Origin of the sequence: Natrinema salinisoli (assembly GCF_020405205.1) — an archaeon.
Lineage (GTDB): Archaea > Halobacteriota > Halobacteria > Halobacteriales > Natrialbaceae > Natrinema > Natrinema salinisoli.
This window is the reverse complement of the sequence record NZ_CP084469.1, coordinates 80,912-104,358: the sequence shown is the minus strand read 5'-3', so window position 1 is coordinate 104,358 and position 23,447 is coordinate 80,912. Positions and strand designations below refer to the sequence as shown.

Sequence of the window (23,447 nt, the reverse complement as noted above, 5' to 3'; positions counted from 1 at the left end):
ACGCATCAGGTTGCATCTCAAGGATTCTTCTCTAATCGATACACACAGCCATACTGCTCTAGGAGATCCAACGCTCCGCCGATACAGAGAACGAGCAAGTCCCACCCGAGGAGATTTACCGGCCTTCAGAGGGAGACGCTGACCGGAACCACCAGACACTGATCAGGAGCGCCAAGATCACTGCCAGTCCACCGACTACTGATTTACGCGAAACACCGATCCCGCCGGTCGGTCCAGTGATCGGCAATCCAGAGAATAGACCAGGTGACCGGATCTCAGCTGTCACCTCAAACGTGGTATCCTCACCCTCCGGAACGCCCACATCGTATTCACAGGTGATCGTCTCACCAGGCTGGAGTACATCCGCGTCAATCCCGGTCAAGTCGATCTCGTACCCGATCGATCGCGTCGTATTCGCCGGCAGATTGTACTCGGCCATCCCCCACTTGTCCTCGTCTATCAGCGCGATGTAGTCGCAGCTGGCATCCATCGCTGACACAATCTCCAAGGTGACATTCTCATCGTGCGGGTTCTCCGCCAAGATCGATCCTGACACCGCAGTACCAACTGGCAGTTCTTCCAGTGCTGACCCCACCGTGATATTTTGCAAACCGCCGTCGGACGGCGAAGACGATGAAGACCCGCCGCTGGATCCGGTATCAGATTCTCCATCACTATCATTATCTCCGTCACTGGCGTTATTCGCTGTTTCAATGGTAACGGTCGTTGAATCGGTGTCGTCGTCACTGGCAACGGTCGCGGTTCGATTCCCACTGTCACCGTCCGCGGTTACATATGTGAACGTGACAGACGTACTCTGCCCACCGCTCAGCGATCCCGACGTCGAGTCCACCTGCTCACTATCGAACTCGAGAGTCACATTCTGTGTCGCGGATTCATCCCCAGTATTCTCGATCTCAGCAGTAACATTCAGTATCTCGCCTTCCATGACCGGACTGTTCGTCCCGGTAATGTTCACATCGAAAAAGGCCGGGTCAGGATCAGATCCAGGGTCTCCACCGGAGTCAGACGTATCCACCGTGAACGTTACTGACTCGCTGTCGATGTCGCCGGTCGTCCCATTCGCGTACACATCAACAGTATGTGTTCCGTCTGAAAGACTGGAGATGGTGGTGTTCGGTGTGAAGGTGGTATTGCTTCCGCCGTTGAGACTGTACGTCCAGGTATCGACCGTTGTATCAGCAGTGACTTGGAGATCGACCGTATCGCTGTCGTACGTCGTATCCTCTGGACTGTAGACTGTGACAGTGATGTTACTCGGTTCGGAGCTCACATTTACTGTAAATGACTGTGTGTCGGTCGCAGTGGTTACATTGTCTGCCTCGGCAAATGCCTTCCACGTGTATGTCCCGTTACCGAGTCCGGTTTCCTCATGGCTGAACTGCGTTGTCCCGTTAGTGAACGAGTCTGTGGTCACGTTCTGGCCGTCGAACTGGAGTGTGGTCGTACCCGCACTGGGGCTGTCGCCCGTCCAGTTCATCGTCACGTCTTGCGTTTCTCCGAACCCGATGTCGTACGTGGTACCATCCGCAGGGCTGTTCGGAGTGATACGGAGTTCGCTGACGGTGAACTGCCACATATCAGAAGTGACAGTCCCAGTCCGGTCGTCAGATGCATTCACGTACCACTGGTAGGTTCCTACTCCGTACGAATCGTAGAAGATATACTCTTGACCTGTAACATCTGCTAGATACCCTCCTGTCCAGGTAACGGTATCATTTATGATCAGTGATGTCTGCCCACTGTAGTTCCCGGCATCCACCGTCCAGTTAATCGGTATCTCTCGTGTCTCATCTTCCGCCACGGTGAACTCTGACGTGTTCGAGGGCGCTACGTTCGTGACGGACGATGGTTCGGCCACGGTAAGCGTGACAGATTCACTGCCCCAGTTCCCTGCTGTGTCGTTCGCCCACACCGTTACCGTGTGCTGCTCCAAACTTAGATCCGTCAATGTCGTATTCGGCGTGAACGTCTCGTTGGGGCCGCCGTCCACACTGTACCGCCATGCGTCCACGGATTCATCAACGGTCGTATTCAGTGGGATATTGGTACTGTTGTAGGTGGTGTTCCGCGGTTCATGTAATGTGACGGTTGGAGCAGTCGTGTCCAGCGTGACGGTCTGTTCCGTGGTGGTGTTATAGTTGCCAGCGGTGTCGTTCGCCCATGCCCTGAATGTGTACGTCCCGTCGCTGAGACTGGTGTGGTTCTCCCAGTAATATGTGCCAGCCGTGTTCGTGAACGTCGAGTTAGTGCCGTCGAAGGTTTCGCGCACCTGCTCGATCCCACTGTAGGTATCTGTTGATGAGAGGTTGATGAAAATCCAGTCTTGTCCGTACGATCCAGACGTTGTGCTACTATCTGTGTAATCAACTTTCGGTGATGCCGTATCGAGAGCCACATACTCGGTACGGGTAATTTCCTGGTTGCCAGCGGTGTCCGTACTATTGTATTCCAGTGTGTGGTTGCCGTCGCCGGAGACGGTTACCTCGGCCGTTGTTCCAGTGACTGTTGTCCAGTCACCGCCATCTACCCGGTAACTTATCGCTTTACACTCGCTGATCCCATCGCTGCAGGTGAACTCGAGTGTGGCTGAGTCCTGATCCAGCCACCCGGAGACGGTCCAGTTATCTGTGGTAGACGGCGCAGTATTATCCAAGGCGACGTACTCGGTCTGTGTGGTTTCCACGTTGCCCGCAACATCAGTCGAGTTGTATTCCAGTGTGTGGTTGCCGTCACCACTGATCGTAACCGTCGTACTCGCGGATACAGTGGTCCAGTCTCCGCCGTCAACCCGGTAACTGGTTTTATCCGGGCCGGACGTGGCATCGCTGGGAGAGATCGTGACATCTGCACTGTCTTGTGCCTGCCACCCGGACTTACTCCAGTCATTGGACGTGGACGGGGCGACCGTGTCGATCGCCACGTACGTCGTCTGCACCGATTCCATGTTGCCCTGCGTGTCGTTCGACCGGTAGTCCACGGTATGGTTGCCCTCGGAGCTAATGGAGACAGTCTTGTTCGGTGCAGCCCAGTTGTAGCCGCTGCCATCGACCTGATGCCCTGTGAGATCGACGCCGACCACGTTATCGGTGGCATTCAGGAAGAACTCGATCGGGCTACTGGTCTGCCAGTCACCAGGTGAAGTGTCGGTCGTCTCTGGTGGGGTCGTATCGACCGTAAAGTAGACATCGCTCATCCCAGTATTCCCGGCCATATCCTCCGCGTAGACCTGCAGACGGTGTTGACCGTCACTCAAACCCGATATACTCGTGTTCGGTGTAAACGTCTGGTTCGTGGCACCATCCACAGAATACGTCCATGTGTCGATGGTCTCGGTGGCCGTCACATCCAAGCTGACGGTGTCCGATGAGTAGGCCTGATTTTGCGGGTTGTAGATCGTCAAAACGGGTGATCCGGTGTCCAGTGTGATGCTGCGTTCTTCGGTGAAATTGTAGTTGGAAGTGGTGTCGTTCGCCCATGCCCGGATCGTATATGATCCATCCGAAAGCGCGGTATGGTTCTCCCAATAATACGTACCAGCCGTGTTCGTGAACGTCGAGTTAGTGCCGTCAAACGTTTCGCGGACACGGTCCAACCGCGTATCCGAAGCGGAGACGTTGAGGAAGATCCAGTCCTGACTCAATGTCCCGCTGTCCGTGGTGGAGGACTGGTACGTAATGCTGGGCGGGGTGGTATCACCGGTGAACGTGGTCGAATCCGTGGACGACTCGCCCACGGTGTCGTTGGCGAAAATGTCGACCGTCCACGTCCCGTCATCACTGGCCTCGTCACTAACCGTTGCGGTACACCACCGGGTCCCTTCCCCGGATCCGAACATGGACGCGTTGTCCACTTCGATGTTACCGTCCGAATCCTTGAACGTACACAATGCCCCATCGAGGTTGTCGTCAACGTCGCTGATGTCTGCGGTGGCGTTCACGGTTTGTCCAATCCCGGCCGGGTCAGGCGTAACCGTCAGTGAATCGATGGACGGCGGCACAGACGCGTTAACGTCAAAATGGAGTGTGTCGGTGACGTTCCAGTTCCCTGCTGTGTCACGGCCATATACCTTGTATCCGAGTCTGCCTGTGAACTCTGTATTAGCCCAAGTGAACTCAGATAACACCCATTCATCTCTTTGACCATCAAACAGGTGCGTTGAACCGTATACGTTCGGAGTATAGGAGGACCCATCCCAGTATACATCGTAGTCACGCTGTCCCGAAGTAAACAGTTGTACGGCGTCGAATTCTGGTGTGAACGTGAAGTACCCGGTTGCCGTATCCAGTTTGGTGCCGTTCTCATAGAAGATTTCAGCAGTTACATTTTCCCCATCCACCGTCATCTTCCACCGGTACCACGTATCCGTATTGACCGGTGAACTAAATTGATCGTCTACAGTCCCGGAAATAGATAACTCGAAGAACCCGTCGTCAACTGCTTTGATAAGAGATGCAAAGTCGTCGTTCCCTCCTGTCAAACCGTAATGCGTGTTCCCCAAAGCACTGGATTCTTTCCGGAACCAGGTCTGAACGGTGTACGGTTTATCCGGTACACCGTCAATAGATGATTCCAATTCTAGTCCGGTAGACCCGCTGGATCCGCTTCCGTCCGGGTTCATGTGGAGCGCATAGCCCCCATTTTTCACGGTCGCCTGCTGTACCTGTATCGTGCCCCCGGTCGTATCTTCCTCAATCCATTCTGGGCTTTCATTGTAGTTCCCATCCTCGAACCCGTCAGTCCCGGTCCAGTTCACCCATTCTCCGGATTCGTTCGTGGACAGTACCGCTTGATCCATACCAGATCTGTTATCGTACCATTCAGACGTAATATTTACGAGGGTTCCTTGTAAAATCTCGCCGCTGCTATTGTCCTGCAGGTTCCGCCAATCCGGTGGCGTATCCACCGTGAACGTCACCGATCTATTCCCGATATTCTCCTCGGAGTCGTTCGCGTACACCGTGACAGTGTGCGTCCCGTCCGACAGACCGGAAATCGTTGTATTCGGTTGGAACGTTTCGTTGGATCCGCCGTCGACAGAGTACTGCCAGACATCTACCGCCTCGTCCGCCGTCACGTTCAGCCACGGCGAGGAATCGCTGATTGTTGTGTTCGGCGGATGGTGGATCGTGATGGTCGGCGGCGTGGAATCACCGCTACTGCTTGTGGACACTTTGAAACTGTCCATTTCGTCGGTGCTGCCACTGCTCATGTTCACCGATACCCGGTAGTTCTGGAACGTGCCGATACCGCTGACAGACAAGTTCTGCTTGCCAGTCTGCGTCACGTCCAGAACGTGAGTGGCGGTGGTCGTGTTCGTCCCATCCTTCTCCTCAAAGATTACATTCGTCTTGTTCGCATCCAGACCGGCCATATCCACCTGAAACCAGTCCGTTTGACAGGTATCCCCGTCAGTACACGCCTGTGTGTCACCAGTCCAGTTCCCGTCAGTAAATGGTGAGTTAGCGTTCGATGCCAAGTTATTGATCTGTGATTCGGAGAGGTACCCGTCATAGGTGAAGAACTCGTCAACGTCGCCTTCGAAATTGTCACCGCCGTTGTTTGGGTTCTCCCCGATCCGGGTGTTCATTTCATCTGTCAAACTACTTGTTGACACGGTAGCGCTCAGTTCAAGCGAGCCGTTCAGGAAGACGGAGGCATTATCTTCCGATGTGTCATACCGGATGGCAACGTGCGTCCATTCCCCTACATCGATGTTCGGGTTTGTGCTCGGGGTGACACTGCCGATACTGGTTTCCTCAACAGTGAACGATAACGTGTCCGTCTGAAGGTTTTCCACGACATGTTTGGAGGCACAGCAGCCGCCACCCGACAACCAGACAATATCGTTGTTGCTGTCGAAGTCATCCGCGTTCATCCAGAAACTGATGGTAACGTCGCCGCTCGGGAACAGGTCTGGGTTACTATTGTCCAGGCTGTCACCACTACTGTCACCAAATGATCGGGCACTGTCCTCATCGTTAAACCCGAGTGCGCCATCAACCGATCCAGGTGAACCATCTACAGAGAAATCTTCATTCCCACAGAAATCCGTTTCACCACTGGTGGCTGATCCATTCATATGGAACCCAACCTTACAATTTGTATCGTCCTGCCATTGCGCTAACTGAAGGACTCCACCGTAACTTGACGTATCGAAGAATGTTCCATCGCTCTCCCAGTTTGATTGACTGCTAACTGAGAAACTTACCGAGTGACGGCCTACTGTCATAGTGCCAATAATTCCCGTCTGATTCCGGAGTTTGACTTTCCCGGTAATGTTTTTCGGCTTATCTGTTATACTGGTCGTCTTCACCGTTTCGCTATTAACCTTAATCGGGATGTTATCCAGATGATTAGAAAAAGTGGAGGAGGTACTGTTTGAAATCGTGGAACTGTTGTCAGATGTGTTGTAGTAGATGCCGTGATACCCGTTGACCGCTCCGTTTAAACAGTCCCCCATATCGGGATACTTTCCATCGTTTTTACACTGATTGAACGGGTCAACTCCTTGCAGTACTTTTGTTGTATTCGTCGGAACCAGTTCCACCGTGATCTCGACATCTTTCACCGTTCCATCATAGTGGTATGTATAGTCCGTCCAGTACCCGCCGATACCAAATTTCTCTGTGTTCTGTCCGGGTTCATAATGCCAGCCGTTCTTCGCCATTGAACAGTTGGTTTTTGTCCCGTTATCAAACGTGTCACACGTCATTTGATAGTCGGTGACGTTCACCCGCTCTTGTATCGTGTCAGTATACTGCCAGTCAGTAGTTGTCTCAGTCTGCGGGGAGAACACAGCTGACACTCCCGGAATTAGCAGAACAACAACTATGCTCACCAGCAGGTAGCGGTTCATCTTCCACGTATCACATCCCAGTACTTCCGACACGCACCGTACAGAAATCCGGGAGCCGCTATAACTACGGCAAACGGTTTTTCAATAGTTGACATCTCTTGAGGATGATGAGCACTACACATCGAATGTTTTGTGCCGTCATTCATGGTATCACGATAAGGTGTCCAGTTTCTCCTTCGGAACCTGGGACTCACGCTCGGTTCCAGACCGAACTTGTTTAAATACTATCAAAATTGAATTAAATAGGTATGGGTCGGTTCCTGCTCATATCGACGAACACACCACTATCAAACGGAATTTCTCTTCTGAAACCAGAGTCTTGATTTGACAGTACACGACTTTATCAGGGAATGGGACCGCTTACAGCTACAGCCGCTCTCGGTCAGCAGCCTGTCGTCAAAAAAGTCGCAGAAGAACTTGAGCGAATTTTCGAGGATGCTGGGCTGGATGAGGTTGTTGTCGAAGCCAATAAGCGACCACTCTCCTCCTCAATTGAGTCGATGATCATCAAAGGCTCAAAACCCGAGTCTGGCACATCAGATATTCTGATCGCGTTCTCACCACAACATCCGATTCCGGAACTGGATCACATCGAGAATCTTGATCGGTGGTTTCCTGACACACAAATACAGCTGCCGATCGCATCAATCGATGTCAGGGTCAGCCGCACCGTTCTAGGTGTTAGACAGGATTATATGAACACTCTCGTCAAGATCGGACGAGATCAAAACATCACTGAGGCGGGGATGCCGTTCAAAGCTGGGCGAGTGCTCCTCCTCGAGGATAGTGATGAGTCCATTGAAGAGGTGGACACCTCCGATGAGGACGTAGCCGTTATTCAGCACGTAGATGAACTCGTGGACGCCCCCCTCGTAACCGAGATCGTTCGTCTTGCAGAAGATTACGCCGAACAATCGAGACAAGGAGAAATCAGCTATACAGACGTTGTCGAATCGTTTGACCCGGAAGTGTTTCACTTCAATGAGGTGCTCAGCGCCTACCGGAATGATCGGGTTCAGATGCTTGTGATCCTCTTATCCGTGTTCTTTGAAGGTTACGTGAAGGATCTTCGGACCAAGACGATGACCGAACTCCAGCAGAACGAGGCCGCAGGAGCATTCTATTCAGACTGGCGATTCAAACCATCGTTGGATGCGTCCCGGTTCTTCGGGACCCTCGAAGACCGAGACTACCAGGTGATTGACCAGATCAGGGATGAGCGAAATTCCTACGCTCACAACGTGGAGGGATATCACGAAAACCATTCCAGTTCAATCGTAGAAGATGGCGTCTTAGAACAGGGAATCCAGCTCTACGAGGAACTGATCGGTGTGAAAAAGTCGATGCTGGACGAATAGCCGTTATCTCCGTGCTTTCTCGACAGCTGGCTTGATCCATGGAACCGTGTACGACACAATCAGCCACATCGTGCCGAACACAGCCAGTACTTCGAATAAGACAATCCCGGCCGAAATATAGACGATTGGCTCAGGAGCAGACAAGATCACCTGCCACGACTCAAGCACGCCGATCTGCTGGTCCGCGTGGTTGTTCCCCTTATGCATAGCAACCGCTAATGCGGTGCCAGCGGGGATCAACGATGTCTCCCACCAACCGAGGTCGTGACCGAACACGATGACAGTCCAGACGGTGAACGAGGCGAACGCGAACAAGAAGAACGCCGGGGTACGTGCGCCGTGAAGCAGTGCGAATCCGGTGCCGATCAGGGTGATTGCGACAGATAACGCACCAGATGTCTCGAGTCGTGTACCGCGTCTGATCGCGATAAACAGGACGGCCACAAACCCGAGCAATGTCACGGTTTCAATGATCGGTGCCATCCACAGGTTCACCTTGTGCTGGATGTAGATCGGTGCCTGCTGCACCATCGACAGATGTGCATCGGTCGGTGCCGAGAACAGGCTGAGACTTCCTCCGATCGGCATCGACACCAGGAACGGCAGGTGACCAAGCCAGTACGCGGCTGAAACCTGTGAAAACGTGCCTGGACCGGTCAGTACTTCTCCCCGAGTGAACGCAACCCCGAGTAGGAGAAAGAATCCGAACGAGAGCCCGATCGCGATAAAGTTCATGTTCTGCTCCTGAATCCCGAAGAAGGTCAATGCGGCCGTAGCAAAGGCTGCGACCAGCAAAATCGCTACCATGAACAGGTTGAACGGGGTTTCCTCCTCCGGTATCAACGAGTTCTCGCCCAGCCTTCTCACCCTCTTAGTAGTAGCGTCGAACCATCCAGCTACCGCCTGCGACAAGCAGGAGCAGGAACAGGACGGACCACGTGAACCGTGTCGGCCACCGATGCGTCAGTACCTCGTCGTCCGGGCACGCCTCGGGGCCATCCTGCAGCAATGTCTCTACATCTAAACATTGTGTCCGTTCTTTAAATAACACGATGTCCGTCCGGGCTGAAACCCACTCATCGATCACAGCGAACACATCCCGACCCGGTTCCACCGTGACGGTCAGATCTTCGATACCGCCGTTCGTCGCACTCGTCTCAAACCCGCACCGCAGTTTGCCGTCCTCCGCTGTATCCGCGAACGTGTCGGCGTTCGGCATATCGATGCGGACAGCAACTCGTTCAACGTATGCATCCGTGATGACATCGGTTGATGGCCGTAACGTGTACTCACCTCCTGAACCGAACGCATCACCGTCTACCGACTCCTGGATCATGACGTACTCACAGCCGGGAGACTCATCGTTCCGCTCCAGTGTTACGGTCGTAGATTCCCGACCGTAGTTCTCGATCACGAACGACCGTTCGATCTTGGATTCGTACGGTGCGGAAAGCTGTGTGTCGGCGAACCGGACCAAGATCTCCTCGTCATCATCGTCGTCTGATGATGAGGACGGTAAACCACCGGTACTGCCGCTGTCGTCATTTGAGGTACTACTTACGACTGAGAACCCCTGTTCGGACGAATTGTGGATGGTCCCGTCACTTTCCACAAGTTGGGCGTACCATGTGTGGGTGTCCGGGGAGAACGTAGAGCTGTAGGTATAGTCTGCCGTTATCCCTGATCCGTTGTATGTGTCGTTGAACGCGCTATTCCCGTCCACCACGATGTGTACGTCTCCCGCAAAGTCAGCGGTCACACCGACATCAAACGTGACGGTGTTGTCTTCTTCGAAGGTTGCACCGTTGAACGGACTCCGTAACGCGAACGAGGCTTCATCCGATCTCAGTTCCTCAACGGTGACCGTCGACGAAGCAGTGTCATCCTCTGACTGGACCGTGATAGACTGGCTGCCAGCATCCCCGGACTGTGTTGTGTACGTCAAGTTCTCTGTCGTGGATCCGCCGCTGTCAAGCGTGATCGCCGCGGTGTCCACGACCTGGGTATTGAACTCGAGGTCGACGTCTTGCTCACCGGGTTCGTCCCCTACGTTCTCCACCTGGGTTTCGACAACAAGCTGTTCGCCTTCTGTCACCGGATCATTCGTGGATAAGATGGATACGTTGAACTCGGCCGGTGCGTTGACTGTGACGCCGACGGTATCACTGTCGTTTTCGGACTGAACGGTGAACTGCCGTGTCCCGGCATCCCCGTCCTGCGTGGTGTACGAAAAGGTCTCTGTCGTGGATTGACCGCCGTTCAGCGACACGGATGTACTGTCGTCGACCGTGGATTCGTCTTCGTAGTACAGTTCCACGGTCTGCGTCCCGGACTCGTCACCGGTGTTTTCGATATCGGCCGTGAACGTGGCTGTGTCACCTTCCGTTACCTCCCAGTCGAAACTCGTGATGTCCACGGAGAAGTTGGCAGGTGCAGTGTACTCTTCAACGGTTATCGAGGTACTGTCACTGTCGTCGCTGCTGGAGACCGTTGCGGTATGTGTTCCGGCATCGCCGTCGGACGTCCCGCATGTCAAGGTCTCCGAGGTCGAGGCACCACCGTTCAACGAGACGGACGTAGAATCACACGCCTCGCCCAACACGTCCAAGCTGATCGTCTGCGTGTCGGATTCATCGCCTGTGTTGTCGATGCTGGCAGTGACCTCGAGTGTCTCCCCCTCGGTGACCGGACTGTTTGTCCCGGTGATAGAGACCTGAAAATTGGCTGGGTCCGGCGGCGCACTCTCCGTGGTGAACGACTTCGTCCCGCTGGTTTTCGTCCCGCCATGCTCATTCTCCGCCACCGTATACCAGTTATACGTCGTTCCGTACTCTAGATCGCTGTCAAGACCTTTGGTGAACTCACCGTCACCAGTGTATCCGGAGGGCGGTACTCGCCCGATTTCGGTGTCGTTTCCCCAGTAAAACGTGACCGCGACATCGTTCCCGTTCCCCTCGGTGATATCTGTGGCGAGACTGGTATCTCTCGAGACGCCCGTTGCACTGTCTGACGGAGTGAAACTATTGAACGTGATATCGGGTTCAATCGTGATCGACGTGGAGTCACTGTTATCACTGCTGGAGAGTTCGGCTGTATAATCGCCGGCATCACCGCTACCGGTTGAACAGGACAGCGTTTCGGTCGTACTCTGTCCACCGCTTAACGAGATACTAGCACTGTCACAGCTTGCACCGCCCCAGGAAAGTGTGATTGTCTGTGTATCGGATTCGTCGCCAGTGTTATGGATGGTACCGGTAACCTCGAGATTGTTTCCTGCGGTGACGGGACTGTTCGTACTGTCGATCGTGACATCGAAGTTCGCTGGGGATTCCTCGGTGATCGTGAAACTGCCAGACTCAGTGGTACTCTCTGTCTGCGTGCCGTCGTAGTAGTATTCTTGTTCTGCGGTGATCTCCCAGGGATAGGTTCCACCGTCGTAGGAATCGCTGTGGCTGTACGATTGAGATCCTTCATCACCGTTATATACGCTTTCGTACGCCAGAGAACCATCTACGTCAAGCCTGGTTGTCCCATCTATACTGTGGTCAATATCCGGTGTTACCCCCCAGTCCCACGACTTCGTAGCAGACCCACCGGAACTCACCGTCTCATCGCTCGGTGCACTGTTGACAGTGATGCTCGGCGCACTAGGCTGGTTGAAATCAATTGCCACCGAGTCACTGTCGTATGATTGCGTATCATCGTATATCTCGACCTTGATTGGGATGTCCGCACCTCCATCAATGTCGATGCTTTCCGTATACGTTGTTGACTGGGTCGTGTCCCCGGTATGGCTGCCAGTTGCTCGCTGGAATCCTCGTACATACACATCGTAGTCTACGTCGATGTCTGAAGAGATAGAAAACTCCACATCGATAGTTGCGCCGTTACTGTCTTCATAGTTGTATGGACTGTTCGTCGTGACGGAGCCGGAGATACCAACCGTCTGCGCTGATGCAGCACCGATAAACAGCAGAAGCAGTATCAGCACCAGTACGAGTTTTGTCCGTGTCCGTCGTATCGTGATCCCCTCCCACTTACCAGTATATAAATAGATGAGTGAAATTTCTTTAAATAACACACGTAAAAACTGGCTATGTCGCCAGCGAACTGACTGCTCGGATCGGACCACGGAGATACAGGTACGCTGCTCCACCAACGATCAACAGAAGATAGAACCACCAGCTCGTGAGGACATCGAACACGAGATACGCGGCCAGTACACCGACTGCCACTCCCAGAACGGCTCGGATCACCTCCTCGGATACCGGTACCGCAGCTGCTATCACCGATATAACTGCCTCCATCCGTGGATGCGTTACTACATTGAACGCCAATCCAAACGCGACGATCGCCGCGATCAGTCCGACCGTCCGCAGCAGATTTTCAAACGGGCTCGTTACCGTGTCCACGATATTTGAGACGGTGCTGGAGACACTGCTGGTCAGTTGATCCCAGAGACCCTCACCATCGGGAGGCGGAACCTCCTCTTCGACACACTGCAGTTTGCCGTCGACGATCTGGGCAATCTCGTCCAAGCTACATTCCTCCACTACGGAAATGTCCATACCGTCCTCCGAACACTGGTATATCGTGTACCTGCCACGGTCATCGACCCGATGGAACCGTTCCCCGGGCTGGCACGTCTCCTCCGGAATACCAACCACTTCGACCGTATCCGTGACGGCGAACCCTTCCTGGTTCGCGACCTCGAGCGTACACTGCCCGGTCACCTCCGAGTCCGCATCCGTCTGGAACGACACATCAAACTGGTAATCTACAGTGCCACCTTCCGATACGGACCGTGTTTTCTGCGAATCATCAAACCCGAACCCGGACGAACAAGAACGGATCCGTGCCGAAAAACTGCCATCACCGTCACCAACGTTCTCCACGGTCATCGACACGGTTCCAGACTCCATCTCACCGAACCGGTCACCATCTGTGGACACGATCTCCGGCGTCCCGACTGGCTTGTTGACTCGAATATATGCGTCACATTCGTCCTGACCATCGTCTTCACAGGCGTCAACGTATACTGAGAACTGCGGCCACGCCAGTTCCCCATCCATGTTCAACCGGAGATGACCAGACGATGCATCACCGGACGTTGACGCCATGGCGAGGTCGCTGCTTGAGTATTCGCTGGACGCGGTTTCTGCCCGACTCTGAATCTCTCTCCGCAGTTCGTCCTGATCGATACTTCCTTTCGCCCAGTCATCGTACCGGGTCGGCAGTGTGTCACGGACGTAGTTATCCCAGTTATCGTACCGGGATTCGGAGATAATACGCCAGTCATTCGCGGTACGGATATACAACGCGGCCGCTCCCTCGTCACCCGGGTTTGGCGGGTTCCGGCCAAGGTCGGCGTTTCCGTTCCATTCGACAATTACGTGGTCACCGATCCGTGTGGTCCGTCCTTCACCGATATCCGCGTTCGACAGGGTCGCAGTTTGTGCAGATTCGCCGTCCGTTTCCACTCGCCACGAGGTCTCGAACAGTTCCCGCGGTGTCTGGATGTTCCCGATCGGCCCCCACTCACCGTTGTACCGGGCGCAGTACACCTCATACTTGGTCCCGGTAAACGTTAGTGTGGACTGGACCACATACTGTATATTACCGTTCTGCCCGATATCGTAACAGTTCTGGACAGCCCAGTCGTCCGCTTCATCACTTGATGAAAACCGGTCTGATTTGATCGGTTCCAGGTTCACCAGGTCCTGCTCCACGGAATCGCTGATACTGTATTCGGCAAATGTGTTCTGTGACTCAACGGAGATCGAGAGGTCTTGATCGACTTCGCCGTCCGCCGCATCCGACAGGTCATCCTGATCAAGGAACACGTCGATCTGGTCGGTCGAGAAGTCGGACAGATAGCTTATTACAAACGTCTCTCCGTCAAAGAACGCACTATTACTCTGGAAGTCGACACGGTCGACCGAGGTTACTGCTGCGGTCCCGGCCACAATGAGCAGAACAGCGAAGACGGCAACGAGTCCAGTCCGCTTCACAGGGTACTGGTCACGCCACGATCTGTTCTCCGAGTTCATTGGTCAGTAGGCACCTCCTTGACACCGCACTGATCCGGCCTGAACTGGAGTGTGCCATCGCGTTCACGGAAGGCAACGTCCCCGAACGTATCGTCAAAGTTGACGCCCTGTGTCTCGGCTGCATCACGGAAATCCTCGAGGGAATCGAACTGCTGTCCCTCGATTTCTACGTCCTGCCACTCACAGCTATCGCCGGGGTCGATTACGTTCAACGAACCACTGGCGAAGAACGCGAGACCAGCGACTACAACAAGTATAATTGCTATCAGTACACGCCGGTCGACGGCCAAAACTATGCTCCCCTCTACACAAGTATTCTTGAAGAACGGTTTATATATCTAATCCGTGATCTGAACGTTCGGAACCTACTCTCCGTCGACGATCGCCAACTCAAGTTCCTCGAGTTCCTGTTCTGCACCACCTTCTTCCTCAGGAACTGACCAACAGCGCATCCCGTGAACCTTGCCACGGATCTCTGTCACCTCGTCGAAGATCAAGCATGTGACTGTGAATGGCGGTGAAACCTCCCTGTCAGTTTCAGAAAGTTCGTCACTATACCGTGGATGTGTATGAGCGATCCCCATCTCAGTTCGCAACGACTCTGGGAGTTCCTGCCGGCACGTCCCGGACACCTCATCGTAATCGGAGTAATTGATCTGGTCCGCCCAACGAACATCCACTATCTCGTTATCCCGGAGTTCGAGGCAGTACAGCTTCTCGTGAGCAAAAAAATTAAATCCAATACTCGGTGCTGACGACCGGGAGAGGAACTCTGCATCCTCTCTATGGAGAACGAGATCGACATCTGTCTCGTTTCCCGTTGTCTCAGCAATCGACAGGGACCCGGTCGGGTTGTTCAATGCGAACCGGACGTACATCCCTGCATCTGTGAACGAAAACAGGAGGACGACAGCGACAAGGACCATCATGGAAATCGCTGCTATCCGGCGACTCCCTATACGGATTTCACAGACTTTGGGCATCGGTACCTCTCCTCCACAATTGTCTACAGTAAGGGAAAAGGCGGAGCCGGGGGCTTACCCCGTGACCGCTCCGCGTGCTATCACAGAGCTTATCCTGTGATAGAGAGGCTTGATGTGGATGCGTCGTAGATGTCGCTGACACTGATGCCAGAGACAACACTTTCACTGTCAGCCAGGTCTGATTCCGCTTCGAAGCGGAACGTCAGCACGACCTCGTCAGTCGCCTTCCGAGGATCGTCACTGCTACCGAACACGTCCCTCTCGAGATCGTGATCGGTCAGATCGACGTCGGACAGGGCGTCAACAGATTCTCCGTCAACCGTTGCAGAGGCGAGCTCTGCTTCGGAGACGTTTGCGTTGCTGTCGACGCTGCCCAAGTTGATGTCACCGAGGTACATCGCACCGCTGTCAACTTCGATCGTGTGCGTCACCGTCTGCACAGTCTCGAAGCCATCCTGACTGTTTCCGCGCAGTGAGGTGGCCGGTGAGTAAACGTTGTCTCCCGACTCTACCTGTGTCTGCGTGGAAACATCGCTGGAATCAGCGGTGGTCTTCTCGTCGAGTGGCAGGTTGACCAGCTGCTGGTAGTCGCGATCAAGCTTGTACTCAGCAACTTCACCATCGATCTCAACGCTACCGAACGCTGGGTGGACCTGATCCTGGCCGTCAACCACTACGTAGTGGTACTCGCCTGGTTCCATGACTGGATGGTTGCTGGTTGTGGTTGCTGTGTCGTTGTCCAGGCTGACCGAGTAGTAGTCGACACCCTCCTGCAGGCCGTCCGTTGCCTCTGTAGCGTCGAAGTCCACGTGGTCACCGTGGTACACCGGGTACTCACTGTCTGGTTCCTCGCTGAAGAAGTAGACGGTGTCAGCACCGCTGGCACCGGCCTTCAGCTTGACGGTGGATTCCTCGATCGTTTTCAGATCACCGTCGTCAGCGTCACTGGTGTCGTCTCCGGTATCGCCGACACTCAGACTGAACGCTGCCAGACCGGTTCCGACCATGATCAGTGCGATCAGTCCGAGCACGATGTAGAACTGCTTACTTGAGAGTCCCATTCGTGATTTTCACCTCCCTCGGGGCACACCCGAGCATTGTCGTAGGTTTCTGCAGAGAGCCGGGGCTGTGATCTACGTCTGGAAAAGTACGATGAGGGCTGTCGCTTCCAACCGGCCGATATGTAGTCCTGGGCCGCTGCCTGTGGACGCGGACAGCTGCACCGTTCGTCAGCAGGCCGGACCTTTGACCGGGTCGGCCGTCCTCGGTCGTCGCGTACAGATCATTCCCCCTCCTGCAGTAGTGTTTGACTGCACCCGTGAACCACAGATATCGTGGCTTGAGGATGCACATACTATATTCGTATTCAATAAAGATGGTTTATATAAGTAATCTCGATGGTGCGAGGGAGAAGAGAAAAGAAAAGAAGGGAAACTGGTGGCCAGTACTACTCCATCAGGTTCCAGACCATCTGACCGAACGCCCAGAGCAGGTAGATCCCGGTCACTGCGACGGAGGTTCCGACCAGGACAGAGAGCAGCCACAGGAATCCGGTCAGACTGAGTTCTGGCGAAGCTGCAACAGCCAAGTTGATCATGTCCAGGAGGTCCGCCAGCAGCGCTTCTGCCGGACTGAAGATATGGCGGAGACCGGCACTTAGAAGCACCAATCCGGACACCAGCATCGCCAGCGCCGACGCTAGAGAGAGTTTCCAGCCGACCATAGACTCCGCTGTATCACGTAGTGCCATACACTATCACCTCCAGCGACGGGGATTTTCTCGGCACCCCGGCCGGACGCCGAACAGGTATCAGTTGTCCGCGTACCTCTCAACGGGTACCCAACCATGGAGGTACGCAACACGATAGAGCGGCTGCGGACGCCGCCAATATTCATATCTCCAGTCGAAGCCACGCTAAATCACCTCGAACTTCTTCAGGACCGGGGCGATGATACTGCCAAACGCGGCACCCAGTGTAATATATGAGACACGGTCAAAGAACAACGCCCAGCCTCCGTCCGTGTACGTCCAAATAAACGAGATTGAGAACAGGATAACGGCAGCAGCCACCGGCTGAACCCAGGAAAACGGGGATGGAACTATCTCGTACACCCAGTTCAAGATCAAAATGAGAGAAACAGTGATGCCTACTGCGAAGATTTCCACGCGGAACATCGTCATCCATGCGACGATTTCCGCAGCAACACTGGACAACATACCTGTTTCACGTACGGGAAAAGCCAGTTTAAATAAGTAGCTATTGTTATGTAAATAGTCGAGAGAAACACGGTGTAGAGGCGTTGATAGTGCCTGAGAAGATCCACACCTCTGCCGTGGACACCGTACTCACGGTAGTGTTCTTCTTTCTGGCTCTCTGCCTGCTCTACATGAAAATACAGATTGAGAACGTTCTCATCCCGCGTCTTGAGAAGAAATACCGGGAATGGCGGTACTGCTAGTCCTGTTCGTCAATGGCAGGGAACAACTCGGCCAGCTCCTCCTCGAGCTCGTCACCGACCAACTCCCATTTCCGCTCGGCCACCGCCTTCTTCATCGCCTTCTCTCCCAACGGTACGTCCGCGAACTCCTCTTCCGCGTCCTCCTCCGCCTCATCAGCCTGGAGCATCGCAGAGTGAAGAACACCACTATCACGCACCAGCAGCATTCCCAAGTACTGCCCGAACGGCGTCAACGCATACGTTGTTCCGGATTCCTCCGGCCGGTACACGGCCTCCGCCCGCTCCAACGTCTCCACATGCTTCTGGATCGCCGACCGCGAATACCCAAATGCGTCTGCAACCTCAGTCAACGGCCGATCCTCATCACCGACCAGCGACTCGAGGATCGCTACCCGGACCGGATGCGCCATTGCCGTGAACAGATCAGCGACCGTCTCCCACCGATCAACATCGCCGTCTTCTGGGTCTGCGTCCACCCCGTCATCAGCCATATCCGGCGATAAGTGTTCTAAACAGTAAACATTACTGAATGGTTCACACCGAGCAGTGCGGTCACTTCGCCATGACGGTCCATCCACCACGACCATGGCAGATCACCATGCCCGCGTTGATCCACTACACTACTAGGTTAATATGACCGAAATAGTTAATCTACTGCGCCACGTTAGCTGCTCACATGGGGAAGAGCCTGAAAGACGACGAGATCGTCATTCCACAGGATGACACGAACTACCGCTCGGGACCGATCCCGCCGGACACGCCCGACCACATGATCCAGGGCGTCACGGTTACGTACAAGGGTGACACCTACCGGTACGAGATCGTCTCCGGGTCCAACGGGACGCAAGTCGGCGTACTGAAGGACGAACTCAACGCGGAGGACACGTTCGCCGTCTATACCGATGCCACCGGCCGCACCATCACCCTGAACGATGACGACGTGATCACCGAATACGTTGGAGACGGTGAAACGCTGGCTCTGAAACCGAACGCCCCTTTCGGATAACCACACTGTAGCTACCCTCTCCATACCATGGATACACAACGCTTCAAACAGGACGTCGCCAAGCTCAAGCAGCGATACCATGTTACGGGGACCGACAAGTACCATGGAATCGTCATCCACAACTTCAACTACCCAACCGGCTGGGTGCTGAAGAATCGGCGGCAGTGGCAGAGCCGCCACAAAGGTGTTCCAAACGGTCCGAACCACCTGGCACCACTCATCGTCCAGTTCCCTACCAACTGGCCGCAGAGTCAGCCGTACGTCTACATCCCCGAAGACATGGACTACCGGCACGGACGAGTAGAGCACAAGATTCCACGCAAACGGATTCGAGAGGGGGTTGGAAAAGAGGCAGCCGAAAAATGTCCGGAGGGGTACGCCCTGTGGTGCGCCCACGACCTCGGACTCGATCCACGGAAGAAGGAATCCAGCATCCCTGGGTTCCTGAAACTGATCATGGCATCGTTCAGCTACCCGGACAAGGACGAACCGCTCCGGTACGTCTACAACGCCACCTGACCGACTATGACTTCCGAACTCCGTATTCCGGCCACCGTCATCGACCAGTTGACCACAGACCTGCTGCAGGATGACGGACTGGAACGGGCGGCCGTTCTCGAGTGTGCCGAGAGCGGTTACGACCTCGTGGTCGCGGACTGTACCGTTGTTCCGGACAACAAGTTGGCGGCGATCGGCGAAACCGAATGCCAGATCAGCCACGACTACGAGACTGCATTCGTCGATGAGTGCGTCGCCCACAGCCGGCACCCGTTGATCATCCATAGTCATCCGTTCACCGCTGACGCCTGGTTCTCCACGGACGATGACGCTGTGATGACCGGGAGTACGTGGATACACGCGTTGCACGATCGTCGTGTCCTATTCGGTGTCCTCACTCAAGACGAACTCCGTGTCACCGAGGTCTACGGTGATTCTTCACGGACGTCGGTAGACACTACGATCGTCGGCAGTTGGACGCTCGACGAACAGGATCGGGTGGAACCGGCCACAGCAGAAACCGGACAGAAGTCGGTAGAACCGGGTGATGACGATCTGCATGACCGGACACGCCGCGTCTACGGCGCCGACACGTTACAGGAATTGCGGGAGACGCATGTCGCGGTAGTCGGGTGCGGTGGGATCGGCAGCGAGCTCGTGAAAGGGTTGGCCGGACTCGGCGTTCGGCAGGTGACGCTCATCGATATGGATCGGATCGAGGAAAGCAACCTGCCGCGGATACCGCAGGCCACCCTGCAGGATGTCGATCAGTACAAGGCCGCTGTCATGCAGCAGTGGTACGTCCGAAACGTTCCGGGAGCAGAGACCACGATCATCACGCTCCCGGTCGAGGAGACCGCACAGTACCTGACAGACCTCGATGTGGACATCATCGTCGCCGGACTAGACCGGATAGCGCCACGCGTCTGGCTGAACGAATACGCTGCCCGGCATCTCATCCCGTACGTCGACGCTGGGAGCCGGATCGATGTCGACGACGATACCCGGATACAGGTGATGGGGACTACGGTCCAATCCATCGTTCCGGGGACGAACACCGGTTGCTTCGAGTGTGTGGGCCGGATCGACCGTGAGCAGTTGCGGCGGGAAGGACTGCCAGACGGCGTACTCGAAACCGAAGTTGACGAGGGGTACATCCCTGAATCTGCGTTAACGCCGGAACCGGCCGTGAACTACCTGAATGCGGTCGCGGCGGCCGAAGCCATTGACCAAATGGTCCGTATCGTCACCGGATACAAATCGGTGACCGGGTCCGTGATATACGACGCAGTCTCGAAGGACTTGGTGGCGGCGGACACGCGGCAGAGTGACCAGTGCTATACCTGCAGTCGATTCGTCGGAACTGGCGACACAGGATCGGTTGGAGACACCGGGATTGACGACAACGATATCGAGGAGCTTGTGGATGATATCGCTCCAGTACCCGATGAGCAGGAGACGGCGACACAGGAGTACGTCATTCCCGAGACTGTGACCAGTTTCTTTGCACAGAACAGCGAATAACTAGGTATGGCCGCGTCACCGCTTGTCCTGCCGATGGACGTGTTCTGGCAGGTGCTGGCGTTCACCATCATCGTGACGGTTATCGCCCCGAAACGGGTGGTAGCGCCATACCTGTTCACCGCGCTCATGGGTTTCGCGGTGTCCGCAGCATCCGTCATCCCCTATAGCGATGAAGCGGGGCTGGCCCTGATCAATAGTCAGGTCCTGTTTCCGTTGATACCTGCCGGTATCTATCTTGTTCGCGGGTTTTTCGAGAAGGATGATCGTCCACATGTTGTGTTCCAGATAGCTAGCTTACTCAGCCCGGTCAGTGGCATTGACCCGGGAACTGCGGACCAGCCACAGGCCACGCCGCAGGAACCGGTGCAGGAACCGCAGGGGCAGCAACACGGCGGTGGCGGCCAGCAGCAATCGGGTGGGGGTTACACGGTGGTCCCGGATCCGGAGCAGGTTGACGCTGATGCGGCACCGGATGGTGAGAGTATTGAGGATCTGGTGAACGAGATTGACGAGCACAGGGAGTAAGTTCTGTTCGTTTCTTGTTTTGGCGAACCAGAAAACCAGTCGAACCAGCTACGAGAGCAGAGTATCGTGGCTGAAGAAGTCACGGAACAGCCGAAGCTGTACCCGATCTTCAGGGATGGCTGAATCAGTGAGTTTCTCCTGTAACCCGGTCTGAACGTTCGGATTCCGACACGCGGTAATCACACCATCAAACCCGGTATCAAGGCGATCTGCCACATGCTGAATCTCCCGGTCGCGGTCACGCATTGCTACTTCGACCGCAATCCGGCCACCGTTTGCCTTGACTGCGACATCCGCATCATCCGATTCGATCCGGGCCTCATACCCGTTCTCTTCAAACAGGTCACGGATCCGGTGTTGCCAATATCGATGGACGACACCGCCACGCCCACGATAGGAGATATCGACATCCTGTTCCTCGAGGTACTGACGGCCATGATCCGTCAGTTCCAGTAGCTTCCGTTTCCCGGATTCGTCCACCGTCGTATGTTCGCGGATGAGGCCCGCGTCTTCTAACGCATTCTTCGCTGTAATCCCCTGTGATGGGCTCGATTCAGAGAATAATTCGTACCGCTCAAGGTGGGTTTTGAATGGATGATGGGCAATATCCCGCAGCAGTTCCTTCGCATTATCAGATACTGCTTCTTCAACTGGTTTCTCGCGGGAACCAGCCTGTTCAGGGCTGAACGATGCTTGTTCGATGGCCTGCTTGCTACTACCAGTTACGGGAGAAGAACCAGGGATAAGCTGTGTCCACGTCTCCTGCATCTGGCTCTTGAGTTCGGTATCGGTCACCGTCTTCGTTATCGCGGTATCATGGAGATCAACTGGGACGGGTGCATCGACTCCACTCCGGATCACGGCATGACCGACACCGAGATCGGTCGCAAACTCACGTTGCCGCCGATCCAGATCCATGGATTCCGCCATCCGCCGGAACTGGTCATGATCCCCGATACGGAACAGGACCTTGGTATGCGTGTTTGCGAGCAACGAGTCTGTCAGCTTCGACGGCTCCTGGTCCGCAACCACAACACCGATCTGGAATTCGCGGAGTTTAGCGAGTACCGTGTCGATCGTCGGCAAGCCCTTGGCATCGGATCGTTCCTTGTAGACGCTGAAGGCGCGTTTACCTTCGTCCATGATAAGGACGTGTTCGAGGCCGTCACCACGGTCCTGCTGTGCTGCCTGATACGTGTACAGCCATACCAGCAGCCACTCCATGATGAAGTCCTGGTGGTCGGCGGCCAAGCCGTCCAATTCGAACACGACATCAAGGCCCTCCTTGAGCAGCTCTGGGAACGGTTCACCGGTCTGTGCGTCGAATAGGTGATTGGTCGCTGCGAGTGTAGCACGGAGCCGACTGGTCAGCCGGTCCTTGTAATTTGATGTGATCCGACCGGTCTCTCCATGCTTTCGCAGGTATTCGTATAGATCCTGCATCGTCGGGAACGCAGTCTCTGGGTCTGGTGTGTCCTCGAGGACATCGTAGTCGCGATATAGGTCAAGCAGATGCGGTAGTAGGTAGTGCTGTGACGGTCCGAGTAGATCGTAGGCATCGCCGAATACTTCGTGGAAGACTTGCGCCCATCGTCGCGGCGAAACGCTGGGCGGCGGATGGAGCGGGTTGAACTGGAGCCTGTCCCAGGGGAGGACAACGAGAGCAGGATCGGCTTGGAGGCGGTGGCGGTAATCCGTTTTGAGATCGAACGCCCAGAACGGGGTTGAGAGTTCGTTCATCAGGTTGTAGATCAAGGTGGTCTTGCCGGCGCCGGTTTCACCGGTGATGAGCATATGCCGGGTGAGAACGTTCTCACCAAGCGTGAACGCGGAAGACGAGTTGAGGATGTGGCCAAGGTTGAGTTCGTACAGGCAGTCACCGGGCACCGTCGCCAGACTTCGAACGTTTGGAGTCTTGAACGGATACTGCGAATGCTGAGACGCCGCCACCTGCAGAACACGATGAACCTGTCGCGTCACGGTCTCGTTCGGTGAGGCCGCCGCAACCGCTAACAGGTTCTGTACCCGGTCGTTGTCCGCGATCCCAGCCTGCTCCACAAACCGACGGAGCCGCGTTACATCAGGTGTTCTCTTCGCATCACGCGTAACTGTCGCTCACCTCCATGTTCTCACCCCGATCGCAGATGTAACAGACTAGCAAAC

The 23,447-nt window shown here is 55.0% G+C and carries 17 protein-coding genes; 6 read left to right on the top strand and 11 right to left on the bottom strand.

Going from position 1 to position 23,447, the window contains the following annotated elements; all coding sequences use genetic code 11:
- Nucleotides 1-115: 115 nt before the first annotated feature.
- Nucleotides 116-6,880, bottom strand: a complete 6,765-nt coding sequence (locus LDB05_RS00505; protein ID WP_226005973.1) for an OmpL47-type beta-barrel domain-containing protein — start codon at nucleotides 6,878-6,880, stop codon at nucleotides 116-118.
- A 350-nt stretch (nucleotides 6,881-7,230) separates the two neighbouring features.
- Between LDB05_RS00505 and LDB05_RS00500 the strand changes: the two genes are divergently transcribed.
- The gene (locus LDB05_RS00500; protein WP_226005972.1) at nucleotides 7,231-8,238 is read left to right on the top strand and encodes a hypothetical protein; all 1,008 of its coding nucleotides are present in this window, start codon (nucleotides 7,231-7,233) and stop codon (nucleotides 8,236-8,238) included.
- Nucleotides 8,239-8,241: 3 nt separating this feature from the next.
- Here LDB05_RS00500 and LDB05_RS00495 read toward each other — a convergent pair whose 3' ends face one another.
- The 8 genes from LDB05_RS00495 to LDB05_RS00460 form a co-directional block, all read right to left on the bottom strand.
- Complete coding sequence (locus tag LDB05_RS00495) at nucleotides 8,242-9,081, bottom strand: hypothetical protein (protein ID WP_226005971.1); 840 nt, start codon at nucleotides 9,079-9,081, stop codon at nucleotides 8,242-8,244.
- A 28-nt stretch (nucleotides 9,082-9,109) separates the two neighbouring features.
- The gene (locus LDB05_RS00490; RefSeq protein WP_226005970.1) at nucleotides 9,110-12,319 is read right to left on the bottom strand and encodes a CARDB domain-containing protein; all 3,210 of its coding nucleotides are present in this window, start codon (nucleotides 12,317-12,319) and stop codon (nucleotides 9,110-9,112) included.
- Between the two features lie 13 nt (nucleotides 12,320-12,332).
- Nucleotides 12,333-14,288, bottom strand: a complete 1,956-nt coding sequence (gene fsx1 / locus LDB05_RS00485; protein ID WP_226005969.1) for a fusexin 1 — start codon at nucleotides 14,286-14,288, stop codon at nucleotides 12,333-12,335.
- The gene (locus tag LDB05_RS00480) at nucleotides 14,285-14,578 is read right to left on the bottom strand and encodes a hypothetical protein (protein WP_226005968.1); all 294 of its coding nucleotides are present in this window, start codon (nucleotides 14,576-14,578) and stop codon (nucleotides 14,285-14,287) included. The genes fsx1 and LDB05_RS00480 overlap by 4 nt, the downstream gene beginning before the upstream one ends.
- 75 nt (nucleotides 14,579-14,653) lie before the next feature.
- Nucleotides 14,654-15,271 carry an MPN domain-containing protein gene (locus tag LDB05_RS00475; protein ID WP_226005967.1) on the bottom strand — a complete coding sequence of 206 codons (618 nt, stop codon included), beginning with the start codon at nucleotides 15,269-15,271 and terminating at the stop codon, nucleotides 14,654-14,656.
- An 89-nt stretch (nucleotides 15,272-15,360) separates the two neighbouring features.
- Nucleotides 15,361-16,332, bottom strand: a complete 972-nt coding sequence (locus tag LDB05_RS00470) for a hypothetical protein (RefSeq protein ID WP_226005966.1) — start codon at nucleotides 16,330-16,332, stop codon at nucleotides 15,361-15,363.
- Between the two features lie 386 nt (nucleotides 16,333-16,718).
- A complete protein-coding gene (locus LDB05_RS00465) occupies nucleotides 16,719-17,021 on the bottom strand; it encodes a hypothetical protein (protein ID WP_226005965.1) in 303 nt (100 codons plus the stop codon).
- 165 nt (nucleotides 17,022-17,186) lie between these two features.
- Entirely contained in the window at nucleotides 17,187-17,489 is a 303-nt protein-coding gene (locus LDB05_RS00460; protein ID WP_226005964.1) for a hypothetical protein, read from the bottom strand.
- Between the two features lie 89 nt (nucleotides 17,490-17,578).
- Between LDB05_RS00460 and LDB05_RS00455 the strand changes: the two genes are divergently transcribed.
- Nucleotides 17,579-17,731, top strand: a complete 153-nt coding sequence (locus LDB05_RS00455; protein WP_226005963.1) for a hypothetical protein — start codon at nucleotides 17,579-17,581, stop codon at nucleotides 17,729-17,731.
- Here the strand turns inward: LDB05_RS00455 and LDB05_RS00450 are convergent.
- Complete coding sequence (locus tag LDB05_RS00450) at nucleotides 17,728-18,222, bottom strand: winged helix-turn-helix domain-containing protein (RefSeq protein WP_226005962.1); 495 nt, start codon at nucleotides 18,220-18,222, stop codon at nucleotides 17,728-17,730. The genes LDB05_RS00455 and LDB05_RS00450 overlap by 4 nt on opposite strands.
- Before the next feature lie 185 nt (nucleotides 18,223-18,407).
- Here LDB05_RS00450 and LDB05_RS00445 point away from each other — a divergent pair, with 185 nt between their 5' ends.
- From LDB05_RS00445 to LDB05_RS00430, 4 genes are all read left to right on the top strand, one after another.
- A complete protein-coding gene (locus LDB05_RS00445; protein WP_226005961.1) occupies nucleotides 18,408-18,737 on the top strand; it encodes a hypothetical protein in 330 nt (109 codons plus the stop codon).
- A 27-nt stretch (nucleotides 18,738-18,764) separates the two neighbouring features.
- Entirely contained in the window at nucleotides 18,765-19,256 is a 492-nt protein-coding gene (locus tag LDB05_RS00440; RefSeq protein ID WP_226005960.1) for a hypothetical protein, read from the top strand.
- Between the two features lie 126 nt (nucleotides 19,257-19,382).
- The gene (locus LDB05_RS00435; protein ID WP_226005959.1) at nucleotides 19,383-20,759 is read left to right on the top strand and encodes a ThiF family adenylyltransferase; all 1,377 of its coding nucleotides are present in this window, start codon (nucleotides 19,383-19,385) and stop codon (nucleotides 20,757-20,759) included.
- A 6-nt stretch (nucleotides 20,760-20,765) separates the two neighbouring features.
- The gene (locus LDB05_RS00430) at nucleotides 20,766-21,284 is read left to right on the top strand and encodes a hypothetical protein (RefSeq protein ID WP_226005958.1); all 519 of its coding nucleotides are present in this window, start codon (nucleotides 20,766-20,768) and stop codon (nucleotides 21,282-21,284) included.
- Nucleotides 21,285-21,332: 48 nt separating this feature from the next.
- Here the strand turns inward: LDB05_RS00430 and LDB05_RS00425 are convergent, their stop codons facing one another.
- The gene (locus tag LDB05_RS00425) at nucleotides 21,333-23,342 is read right to left on the bottom strand and encodes a helicase HerA domain-containing protein (RefSeq protein WP_226005957.1); all 2,010 of its coding nucleotides are present in this window, start codon (nucleotides 23,340-23,342) and stop codon (nucleotides 21,333-21,335) included.
- Nucleotides 23,343-23,447 lie beyond the last annotated feature (105 nt).